The sequence below is a fragment of the Prosthecobacter sp. genome (genome assembly GCF_020439865.1).
Taxonomy (GTDB): Bacteria; Verrucomicrobiota; Verrucomicrobiia; order Verrucomicrobiales; family Verrucomicrobiaceae; genus Prosthecobacter.
The window spans coordinates 1-10,234 of the sequence record NZ_JAGRPF010000208.1 but is presented as its reverse complement, the minus strand read 5'-3'; the positions used below and the strand labels follow the sequence as shown (position 1 = coordinate 10,234).

Annotated in this window: 6 protein-coding genes and 16 tRNA genes; 1 reads left to right on the top strand and 21 read right to left on the bottom strand. The window is 59.4% G+C overall.

Features of this window, described 5'->3' with window-relative positions:
* A partial coding sequence (locus KDL09_RS22330) for a TIM barrel protein (RefSeq protein ID WP_294390111.1) occupies positions 1–446 on the top strand: 446 nt, incomplete at its 5' end.
* 63 nt (positions 447–509) lie between these two features.
* On the opposite strand, the gene KDL09_RS22325 is transcribed toward KDL09_RS22330, so the two are convergent.
* From KDL09_RS22325 to KDL09_RS22225, 21 genes are all read right to left on the bottom strand, one after another.
* Complete coding sequence (locus KDL09_RS22325; RefSeq protein WP_294390109.1) at positions 510–1,115, bottom strand: HNH endonuclease; 606 nt, start codon at positions 1,113–1,115, stop codon at positions 510–512.
* Positions 1,116–1,282: 167 nt separating this feature from the next.
* Positions 1,283–1,867: an HNH endonuclease gene (locus KDL09_RS22320; RefSeq protein ID WP_294390106.1), complete on the bottom strand. Its 585-nt coding sequence runs from the start codon at positions 1,865–1,867 to the stop codon at positions 1,283–1,285.
* Between the two features lie 84 nt (positions 1,868–1,951).
* Entirely contained in the window at positions 1,952–3,370 is a 1,419-nt protein-coding gene (locus KDL09_RS22315; RefSeq protein ID WP_294390104.1) for an RtcB family protein, read from the bottom strand.
* 146 nt (positions 3,371–3,516) lie between these two features.
* Positions 3,517–4,296, bottom strand: a complete 780-nt coding sequence (locus KDL09_RS22310; RefSeq protein WP_294390101.1) for a nucleotidyltransferase domain-containing protein — start codon at positions 4,294–4,296, stop codon at positions 3,517–3,519.
* A 79-nt stretch (positions 4,297–4,375) separates the two neighbouring features.
* Positions 4,376–5,803 carry a TROVE domain-containing protein gene (locus tag KDL09_RS22305; protein WP_294390099.1) on the bottom strand — a complete coding sequence of 476 codons (1,428 nt, stop codon included), beginning with the start codon at positions 5,801–5,803 and terminating at the stop codon, positions 4,376–4,378.
* Between the two features lie 227 nt (positions 5,804–6,030).
* Positions 6,031–6,097 (bottom strand) — tRNA-Lys (locus KDL09_RS22300).
* 695 nt (positions 6,098–6,792) lie between these two features.
* A tRNA-Leu gene (locus KDL09_RS22295) sits at positions 6,793–6,868 on the bottom strand.
* A 10-nt stretch (positions 6,869–6,878) separates the two neighbouring features.
* Positions 6,879–6,955, bottom strand: a tRNA-Glu gene (locus KDL09_RS22290).
* A gap of 114 nt (positions 6,956–7,069) precedes the next feature.
* Positions 7,070–7,145: transfer RNA gene (locus KDL09_RS22285), tRNA-Arg, on the bottom strand.
* 9 nt (positions 7,146–7,154) lie between these two features.
* Positions 7,155–7,230: transfer RNA gene (locus KDL09_RS22280), tRNA-Leu, on the bottom strand.
* A 6-nt stretch (positions 7,231–7,236) separates the two neighbouring features.
* A tRNA-Leu gene (locus tag KDL09_RS22275) sits at positions 7,237–7,313 on the bottom strand.
* A gap of 6 nt (positions 7,314–7,319) precedes the next feature.
* Positions 7,320–7,395 (bottom strand) — tRNA-Leu (locus KDL09_RS22270).
* A 92-nt stretch (positions 7,396–7,487) separates the two neighbouring features.
* Positions 7,488–7,562, bottom strand: a tRNA-Ile gene (locus KDL09_RS22265).
* 260 nt (positions 7,563–7,822) lie between these two features.
* Positions 7,823–7,898: transfer RNA gene (locus tag KDL09_RS22260), tRNA-Thr, on the bottom strand.
* 6 nt (positions 7,899–7,904) lie between these two features.
* Positions 7,905–7,978 (bottom strand) — tRNA-Gly (locus tag KDL09_RS22255).
* A gap of 92 nt (positions 7,979–8,070) precedes the next feature.
* Positions 8,071–8,145, bottom strand: a tRNA-Gly gene (locus tag KDL09_RS22250).
* 277 nt (positions 8,146–8,422) lie between these two features.
* Positions 8,423–8,503, bottom strand: a tRNA-Arg gene (locus KDL09_RS22245).
* Positions 8,504–8,511: 8 nt separating this feature from the next.
* A tRNA-Asn gene (locus KDL09_RS22240) sits at positions 8,512–8,584 on the bottom strand.
* Positions 8,585–8,592: 8 nt separating this feature from the next.
* Positions 8,593–8,668: transfer RNA gene (locus KDL09_RS22235), tRNA-Ala, on the bottom strand.
* 7 nt (positions 8,669–8,675) lie between these two features.
* A tRNA-Asp gene (locus tag KDL09_RS22230) sits at positions 8,676–8,752 on the bottom strand.
* Positions 8,753–9,081: 329 nt separating this feature from the next.
* Positions 9,082–9,156: transfer RNA gene (locus KDL09_RS22225), tRNA-Trp, on the bottom strand.
* Between the last annotated feature and the right edge of the window lie 1,078 nt (positions 9,157–10,234).

Genomic DNA, 10,234 nt, shown 5'->3' with positions numbered 1-10,234 from the left:
GCATGAGCCCGACTTACGTGAAGCGCATGGCCGATGCCGTACCAGGCATGAAGTGGGTGTTTGACACAGGAAATCCCGTCTTCATCGACGACCGCGACAAGCCCGGCCACAAGCAGGATGCGTGGGAAATGTATCAGGCCATCAAGCCCTTCATGGCCCACGTTCACGTCAAAGACGGCATCTGGGACAAGGCGAAGAACGACGCTGTTTACACCTTCCCCGGTGAAGGCGAAGGCCAGACCGAGCGCATCATGAAGGATCTCGTCGAGACCGGCTACGAAGGCTACATCAGCATCGAACCGCACGTCGCCGTCGTCTTCCACGGAGCAGGCGCTGCTGACGATCTCTCCCCTGAACAGAAAGCGAAGGAGCAGTATGACAGCTACCTCAAATACGGTCGCATGCTGGACGCGATGCTGAAACGCCTCGGCGCCAAGCTCGGCTAAATTCCAAGAGAGCGATCATCCGATCATTTCACGAAAAGGGGCCGCTCCGGCCCCTTTTCTTTTTCACACCTCAAACACGCCGGTGCCACCCGCGAGGAACATCTCCCAGTCGCGAATGCGATGGTGGTTCTTGATGAGGTGTGTCACCGGCACTTCACGGGGAATAGACGGACGTCGCAACAATTTCAATCCGGCTTCCTCCGGCAGTTTGTTACCCTTGCGGCTGTTGATCTTGCGGTCGGCCAGCACGCAGTTCTCCCAGTTGCTGGCGCCACCGCGCGAAACCGGGATGATGTGATCAATGTTCCCCTCATGCGGCCGCAGCTTGCGCCCGGTGTATTGGCACATGCCGCCATCGCGTTCCCAGATCGCCTTCGCGCAGAATTTCGGACGGCGCTTCGGCACCTTGTCAAAACGGGCTAGCACCAACACGGAAGGCACGCGCACCGGACCATGCACGGTACCGATGCTGTTGTCGCCTTCGCGGACTTCGAGCTTCAACCAGTCCTCCCAGGTCACCGGCCGCATGTCACCTCCGGTGTGAATGTCGAGTGCGGTCGCATTGCCCGCCGCCATCATGCTGAAGGACTCAATGGGCGTTTTCGAGTCGATGGCCTGCCAGTGCCTGTTCAGCACCAGTACAGTTGTCTTGGTCAACGTTTCATTCATGCACAGCTCCTAGGTCGGGAATTTCGGCACGAAGGGCGCACGCGTCACGCTGCGTTCCTTGATGTTGGACGCCTACGCTGGCGAGTACCGGCGATTTGCCAAGTGCCAAGTTTGTTTCTACCCGCCTGAACGACAAAATGCCGCCGGGTCATCCCCGACGGCATCTGTCATTCCGGAAGAAACATCTCCCACTCCCGCACCCGGTGCGTGTTCTTGATGAGCAGCGTCACCGGCAGTTCGCGAGGCACAGCGGGTCGGCGCAGGAGCTTCAAACCGGCCTCTTCAGGCAGTTTAGAGCCCTTGCGGCTGTTCACACGCTTGTCGGCCAGCACGCAGTTTTCCCACGAAGTGGGTCCGCCACGGGATAGCGGCACGATGTGGTCAATGTTCCCTTCGTGCGGACGCAGCTTGCGACCCGTGTACTGGCACGTGCCGCCATCGCGCTCCCAGATGCCGCGCACGCCGAACTTCGGGCGCTTTTTGGGCACCTTGTCGAATTTGGCGAGCACCAGCACCGCAGGCACGCGCACTGGCCCTTTAACCGTGCCGATGACGTTGTCGCCGTCGCGCACGGGCAGCGTGAGCCATTCGTTCCATGTCACCGGACGAATGTGACCGCCGGTTTCGATGTCCAGCGCTGTGGCCGCGCCGCTCGCGATCATGCTGAAGGCCTCCATCGGCGTTTTGACGCCGATGGCCTGCCAGTTGCGGTTGAGCACGAGAACGGTGCTTTTGGTGAGTTGGTCGTTCATAAATTCGAAATGCCGACGCTCGTCGGCTTTGAGATGGGGAGTGGCGACAAGTCGTCGCCACTCCCTGATTGCGATGTTCGTTCTTCAATCCTCCGCCTTTTCGCCTGCCGGACACATCTTGACGATGCGTGGCTCGAATTTGCCGAGGACTTCGACGAGGTCCGTTTGCGCGGCCATGACGCCGTGGATGTCTTTGTAAACGCCTGGCACCTCGTCGATGCCCGCGCTGAGCAGTTCGACACCGGCGGCGGCGAGCTGCTTTTTCACGGCGCTCCAGGTGAAGCTCTGCGCCGCCTTGGAGCGGCTCATCACGCGGCCGGCACCGTGCGAGGCGCTGTGAAGCGACTCGGCGTTGCCTTTTCCGCGCACCACGAAGCCTGGCGTTGCCATCGAACCCGGGATCACACCGAGCACACCGGCACCCGCAGGCGTCGCGCCTTTGCGATGCACGATGACCTCGCGCTCCGCACCGTTCACCACGTGCGTTTCCTTCCAGGCGAAGTTGTGATGGTTCTCGATGTCGAGGATGACATGAGCGCCGACCTTCTTCGCGATGTGTTTGTGGATGAGCGCGTGGTTCGCCGCCGCGTAACGGCCCATGAGGTTCATCGCAGCCCAGTATTCCTGGCCTGCTTCTTCCTCAAAGGTGAGCCACGCGAGGTGCTTCAGATCCTTTGGCAGATCGTAACGACGGTCCATCGCGATGCGGCTGTAGTGCTGGCACACCTGCGCACCCGCACCGCGTGAACCGCTGTGCGAGAGCAGCGCGATGTATTCGCCCTGCGGCACGTCGAAACCGGACTCCTTCAACGCCGCGGACTGCTCCGCGTTCACGTCAAAGGCGCCGAACTCGACGAAGTGATTTCCGGAACCGCTCGTTCCGAGCTGCGCCCACGCTTTGTCCTTGTGACGCCGCGTGATCGGCGAAACGTTCCAGTCCTCGTCCATCACATCGTGCTCGCGACGGTTCTTGAACTCGCAGCCCATCCCGAAGCGTGTTTCATCCTCGATGATGTTCGCGAGACGGTCCTTCTGGCCCGCGATGAAGCTGGCCTTGCGGTCGTAAACCGTGAGACGCATGCGGCACGCGATGTCCACGCCGACTGCGTAAGGGATCACGCAGCCTTCCGTCGCCAGCACGCCGCCGATTGGCAGTCCGTAACCTACGTGAGCATCCGGCATGAGCGCACCCGCCACCGAAACCGGCAGCGCACACGCGCTCGCCATCTGCTTCACGGCCTCGGCTTCGAGACCCGATCCCCACTGACGCCATGGCGCGAGTTCATCGCGCTGCTTGTAAGCAGGCGCATACAGATCACGCGCAAAGACCTCGCGCAGCGGATCGCCGAGAAACGCCTCCGGCGTCGCGATGATCGCGCCGAGTTCTTCCTCCAGACGCGCAGGTTCACCGCCCTGGCCGATGAAATTCACGATGAATTCCATGCCAGACTTGAGCGCCGCGCCCTGAGGCACGCCGAGGCGGATGAGATCTTGGGTTTTCATAAGAGTGGAGGTTCTGATTTGGAGAATGGGAGTGATGGGAAATGGGCACGAGGATCCCGGCAGCGGTGTTCGTTCTTTGATGATCGCCGAATACAGCTTGGAAGGGTTTGCGGCCCTTCCAAGCTGCCAGTTCTGCAATCGAGTGACTAGACGCCTTTCAGCGCATAGCGACGGAAGAAGCTGTTCAGGGCGCTCACGTCACCTGCGACATCTTCGGGCTCATTGAGAGCCTCCAGACGTTGCAGTTCCTGAACGACGAAGCGCGAGAGCACTTCGTCGGGTGGTGCGACGGAGAGTTCATCACCAGCTTGCTTACGCGTCACGAGTGTGTTGAGCGCATCGCGGACTTCTCGTTCTTCGAGCACGCCCTCGACCAGCTCATTGAAGAGCATTGGCACCTGACCGAGCGAACGCTCGATCCATCTGCAGGCGAGCAGAGGCCTGAAGACGTAGAGATACTTCTTCAGGCTGACCTGCTCGCGACCTTCGAGGTAGCTGCGCCAGTTTCCCGACGCCATGTGCAGGTAGTGGGAGAAACAGCGACGAGGCGAATAGAAGCGCTCCGAGAGCTCGCCGAACTCGCGGGTGAAGACAGCGTCATGCTGATACACAACGGGTGACTTCAGCCATTCAAGCAACGGAGGGTTGCTCTTGCGGAGCAGTCGCAGCGCCTTGCGCAGTTCCCAGCCGCTGACATCGAGTTCCTCGTTCAGCGGCTCCTCGATCACGTCGCGTCGGTCTTCGACGGACAGATACCAGTCGCTCGGGTGAACGTAGAGAAAGCGAACATCGTAGTCGCTGTCATGCGAGGCGAATCCCCACGCACGACTGCCGCTTTCGCACGCGTAGAGAACGCGCACGTTCCGCTCGTCTTCGAGACGAGCGAGCGCGTTGCGGACGCGCTGGAATACTTCGTTGTTTTGCATGGAGGACCTCCTTTCTATCAATGGGTAAAAGAAAGCCAGCCGTCCGTGATGGACGGCTGGCCATGTGAGTTGTGTTCCACTAAAGCTCCACGGCTTCGATCACGCGGATCAGCGCGCCTGGGTCGGCATCGAGCAGTTTCAGGGTTTCGAGCGTTTTGTCGCTGAAACCGGCCAGGCAGCAAACCTGGCGCTCTGGGAACTGCAGGGAACCGTAACCGTTCAGGTCGAAGCTGAACACTTTCGGATCGCAGCGGTGGCGCTCCTTCCAGCGGCGGAACGTGTCCACGGGCGCCTGGTGTCCCACCCAGCCCTGCATGTCAGAGAGGATGATGACACGGTCATACGCCCGGTCTGCGCACTGGAAGATGGAGTGGAAGTTGGTGCCGGCGGACTGCGCCTGGCCTTGAAGCCACTGCGCCAGCGACAGCGTGCTGTCGCGCTTGTTCAGCGTGACGTATTTCGCGCCGTCGCTGAAGAGCATGACATCCGCATCGTTCGCCTTGAGCAGCGTGGCGGCAAACAGCGAGCCGATTTGCAGCGGACGACCCACCATGGAACCGGAACCATCGAGCGCGACGAGCGTGCGGCCTGGGAAGGATGGCACGTTCGCGAGCGAGATGTCCACGGCGTCGCTGAGGGACGCGAGCGCATCGGCTGCGCGTGGCAGATGACTCGCCTGCACGGCATCGAGCGCCGTCTGGAAGCGGAATGGCAGCACGAGCGATTTGCGGATGAGTTTTTCATCGCGCAGCATCGCCAGCGCGGCATCGACGGCCTCCGGAGCGGATTCGAGCACGTTGCGCAGGTTTCGCAGCAGGGCGAAGTAGCCGATCTTCCGCATGCGGATGAGTTCCGACCAAGCTTCGCGTTTCCGCTCGGCGAGATCGTCGTCATTTTCCGCGGCGGCACCAGCCTGCGTGAGTTTGGTTTCCCACGTTTCCGCCGGAGCGAGCGTGCCTTTGACGAGCTTGCCCAGCGCTTCCGTGGCAGGCGGGTGAACGAGGTTCACGACATCGACCAGCGAGAGCTCGGCGCGGTCTTTGCGGTATTTCGCGAGCTGATACTCGTCGAAACGCGCGAGAGCGCGGCCGAGGCCCTTTTTGAGCGAGTTCGGAATCACTTTGCCATGCACACCGCGGTAGCACGCGAGGATCTCGATGGCGTCATCGGGACGATGCACGACACGGTCGTAAAACCGCGCCGTCCACGCCTCGCCCTTGACGCTTTTCGCCAGTTCGGCGGCCGTGAGGTGGCTCACGCTGCGCATGCCGGCTTCTTTGCGGGCATAGAGCGCGGCCTTGGCGGCGAAACGCTTGTCGCTCATCTGCGCGATGAGTTCTTTGACGCGGTTCGCCGTGGCATCGGCCGTGCGGTAGAACTCGTCTTTGAGCATCGACGTGAGCATGATCGAGGCGAGCTCGAGTTTCGGCGTCTCGGTGAACGCCTCGCCACCCGCGAGATTGAGCGTGTCAGCACGTGGTCGTTTCTTGAGGAAGTTGAATTTCATGTTGGTGGTTAGGTGGGGTGGAATGCGGAGGAAGTTTGCCAGGGAGACCGGCCCGTGATGAGCCGCCTGATGGTCTTGTGGACCGTGTCAGTTCCCGAAGTAACCCCGGCATCGCTGCCGCATCGTTGCATGTGTTTTCGGAAAAGGATTTGGGGAGAAACGTGACCTGGGAAACGGATGCGTGAGCATCCGAACCGCTCTACCACTGAGCTATCGCCCGGTAAGGTCGGGCGAGCAGGATTCGAACCTGCGACCTGTCGGTTAAGAGCCGAAGAATCCCTGATCTAACTGCCCCAAAAATGAACCGCAGCTTTGTGGGAACTGCGGATGAAAGGAATCGCGGAGAAAAATGAAAAGAGCTGGACGGTTCTCAAGAACGACGGACTCAGCCGCGCAGTGACGAATGAACTGTGAGGTCATCCGTGAACCGGGATCGCTGAAACGAACCGGCTCCAAACTGCGCGTGGCCCTGCGAACCTGCCCGCCGGAGGGTTGACCGTTGAGGCATGCCTGCCTCTTCCGTTGGATGGTGGCGAAGTATCTCTCTTCTCGCTGCCGCGAAAGGGTTTGGAGAATGAATCTGAGGAGGAAGTTGGCCGGGGCTTTCATCCCTGTCACCGGGATGATGGGATTCGAACCCAAGGTTTCCGAAGGATCCCCGGCCTCGCTGCCTCAGAGAATGGAAGATGGTTTTGCGGAGGAAGACGAACAGAGTGAACCGCCAGCGGCTTCCCGATGGCTCGGCGGGACTCGAACCCGCAATTCCAGACGCAAGGCCTGGTGCTGTACCGTTTGCAACGAAGGAACCCTGTTCTCGCTGCCGCAAAAGTTTGGTTGCCCGTAAAGGTGCTGCCCCCTCGATTCCTGGATGTAAGCCAGACGTGATGCTGTTTCACCAACAGGCGGAAAATGGTCGGTCCACAGGGACATGCACCCTGCTATGCCGGTTAAAAGCCGGCTGCTTCGCTGTCTAAGCTTTGGACCGAAAATGGTGCTCACAGCGGGATTTGCACCCGCACTGGCGACGCTCTCGACGTCGTGTCTCTGCTGTTGGACTACATGAGCTTTGAAAAACTGGCACCCACGGCGGGACTCGCACCCGCTAGGACAGATTTGAAGGACCTGCTGCTCGACGCCTTTGCATTCGTGGGCTTGTGAAAATGGCGGAACGCCGAGGACATGCTCCCCAAGCCGCGCGATGGCGGCACGATCTCTTTAGCAAAGAGTCCCGGCTCGCTGGTCCGGTTGACGTTCCTTGGTTTGAAATGGCACTCCCGGAAGGACTTTCGCCTCCAACCTCCGCGTTCGAAGCGCGGCGCTCTATACATTGAGCTACGGGAGCATGTTGGAATGGTGCCTGTGGCGAGAGTCGCACTCGCACTGCGCCGGTTTTGAGGAGGCTGTCTCTGCTGTTGGACTACACAGGCGTTTGATGGTGCTCCCGGTGAGGATCGCACTCAACACTGACACCGGGTTTAAACCGGCGGCCTCTGCTTTGGGCTACGGGAGCATAAGATGGTGCCCACGGCAGGAGTTGCACCTGCACTCGACCGCTTCTGAGACGGTTGTCTCTGCTGTTGGACTACGCGGGCATGAAAAATGGCGACCCTGGATGGACTCGCACCATCAACTCTGCGCTTCAAAGGCGCATGCTCTCACATTGAGCTACAGGGCTGTTTTGAAATGGTCGGTCCGGCTGGAATTGCACCAGCACCCTTCAGGTTATGAGCCTGGTGCTCTGCTGTTGAGCTACGGACCAATGAAAATGGTCGGATACCCCGGTGCTGCCCCGGGCGCCTCTTGCTTCCAAGGCAAGCGAGTTCGCTGGCTCTCTCGTATCCGATTGAAAAATGGACGTGCGCCCCGGACTCGCACCGGGTTGCGTGGACTTGCAAACCACTGGCTCGACGACTTCGCCGTGCGCACGTTTGAAATTTGGGCTTCTCAGTCGGTTCTGCCCCGACGCCGTCTCCTTCACAAAGAGCGGTGCTGCTATTACACCATGAAAAGCATTTGAACTGGAGCCTTCGGTGGGATTCGCGCCCACATGAACCTGTTTACAAGACAGGTGCCTTTCTGTTTCGGCCACGAAGACATGAAATGGTGCGGTCAGCCGGAATCGCACCGGCATTGCAGCGTTGGCATGGCCGCGTCCTGCTATTGAACGATGACCGCATGAAATGGTGCTCTCACGAGGACTTGCACCTCGATCCTCCGCCTTCGCACGGCGGTGTGCATGACTCTTACACTTTGAGAGCTTTGAAAAATGGTGCGGCATGCCGGTGCTGCCCCGGCACGCTCTGTTTGGAAGACAGACATGCTTGCTGTTACATCAATGCCGCGTGAAAAAATGGCCGCTGGAGTTGGTAGCGCGCCAACCTCTGCGAGTCTTCAGCCCGCCGCTCATCTGTCTGAGCCATCCAGCGAAAAATGAAATGGTCCCTCCGCGTGGTGACGCTCCACGGTCGCTCGCTTATCGGGCGAGTGCTCTGCTGTTGAGCTACGGAGGGATGAAATGGATTGGCGGAGCACCAGAGAATCGCACTCTGGACGCCGGTTTACGGCGCAGCGGTTTTCGGGACCGTTTCCTCGTCTATGCCGGACGTGCTCCTTTGAAATTGGCACCCGCACCAGGATTTGAACCTGGAACCTCCACCGTTAGAAGCGGCGCATGCAAAAGATCCGTTACACCTTGCGGGCATATGAAATGGCTCCCCGACGTGGACTCGCACCACGACAACCGGCTTAACAGGCCGACAGGCTACTTTACCTCACAGGGGATTCTAAAATGGTGGACCCGGACGGTAACGCTCCGTCACCTGCTGTGTGCAAGACAGCCGTGCTTCCTTCTGACACCACAGGCCCATGAAACTGGCGGTCCGTGCGGGCTTTGCTCCCGCGCCCCTCCGCTCGACAAGCGGGCGCTCTGCTGGACTGAGCTAACGGACCATGAAATGGATGCAGGGGCCGGAGTTGCACCGGCGAAGCATGCGTATGAGACACGCTGGAGCGCTGGCCCTCCCTGCCATCGTTCTGAAATGAAACGTGCCACGCGAAGCACGAACTGGCACGACGGGCCGGTTGCGGCATCTGAATCTGTTGCCGTGAACGCGTGCTTGCGTGGGCACGTTGAAATGGTGCGGCGTCACGGTAATGCTCCGTGCTGGCTCGGATGAGCTCTGGTGTTACAGACCAGGTCGCCTCTTTAACGATCTACCGCCGCGTTCTAGATTGAATCGGAAGCGCGCCATTGAGGAAGCCACGCTCCGATTGGAAATTGGCACGGCGGGTGGGTATCGCGCCCACATCAACGGGTTCTGGAAGCCCGCGCATTGCTTGTCTGCCACCGCCGTGTTTGAAAAATCGACACATTCTGTCATCCAAGGACGCGGAGGCGGCCAATCACCACTCTCTCCCACAGAGTCACACACCACAGTGCCACGCTCCGCGCCCTTGGATGACAGACCGCCCTCTGACGAGGGACGATCTGCCAAAATAGAACGAACACCGCTGCCACGCGCGGGATGGAGTGGTGTCACTCCATCGCTGGCGTCGCACCCGCAGGTGTTTCACGGCGGATGTTTCGGTGTTTATGGCACACCTCCCAGGGAAGCCTTTTGGGGTTGTGAAATCGGGACACGAATTCCCTGCGTTCCTCGCTTTTGGATAGGAACTTTCTGTATTCGATGGCTGTCATGGTTGACATTCGGATGGAGGGTGCAAACCTGCTCTCAGGTCATTGCTACGGCGTCTCAAAACGACTCCTCCGGGAGTCAGCCTGGCGGCCTGGCCCCGGTGTCGATTGCAGTCGATGCCGGGGTTTTTTCGTGCTATGGGGGGGGCGGTCATGGCGACCGCTGGTCGGATCTATGGATGGTCAGTAAATGGAGTTGAAGTTTGAATCGCAAAAAAGAAGAAGCCCTGCTGCCTTGGAGTGGCGAGCAGGGCTTCCCTTCGGAAAACTGGCCTTCGAGAGGCTAGGTGGGCATCAAGGCGCCCTGCTCGTGTTTGTATCTCGTTATGGAGAGACTCCGATCTTGTGCCGGGTAGGCGGGCATGACACCTTTGCCACTGCCACCAAAGTGGCGACCGTTTCCGGCACACAAAATCTCTCCCAGACGCTCGGTGAGCGCGGATGAGTTAAGATGTGTCGAATTGGTTTTCATGGCTTGTGATGAAGGTAACGCATCTTGCCACGGCTTTATTAGCCGGTCAAACACAAAATCTAAATTTTTCTTATCTTAGGGATTCCAAACGGGCTTTTCATCCCTAAAACTCGCACACGTCACTGAAACGCCTTTTCCATCGCCTCCACATTGGCCTTCATGACGCTCATGAAGTCACCGCTGTCAGGCACGTTGCCGCACGGATCAAACACGACGCTTTTCAAGCCAAGCGCAGCGATCTTTTCCACGCTCTCCTTTACAGGCT

Bases quoted from the DNA above. Each gene is read 5' to 3' on its own strand.
- KDL09_RS22305 (WP_294390099.1), bottom strand. From the start codon at position 5,803: ATGAAATTCAACTTCCTCAAGAAACGACCACGTGCTGACACGCTCAAT.
- KDL09_RS22315 (WP_294390104.1), bottom strand. From the start codon at position 3,370: ATGAAAACCCAAGATCTCATCCGCCTCGGCGTGCCTCAGGGCGCGGCG.
- KDL09_RS22320 (WP_294390106.1), bottom strand. From the start codon at position 1,867: ATGAACGACCAACTCACCAAAAGCACCGTTCTCGTGCTCAACCGCAAC.
- KDL09_RS22325 (WP_294390109.1), bottom strand. From the start codon at position 1,115: ATGAATGAAACGTTGACCAAGACAACTGTACTGGTGCTGAACAGGCAC.
- KDL09_RS22310 (WP_294390101.1), bottom strand. From the start codon at position 4,296: ATGCAAAACAACGAAGTATTCCAGCGCGTCCGCAACGCGCTCGCTCGT.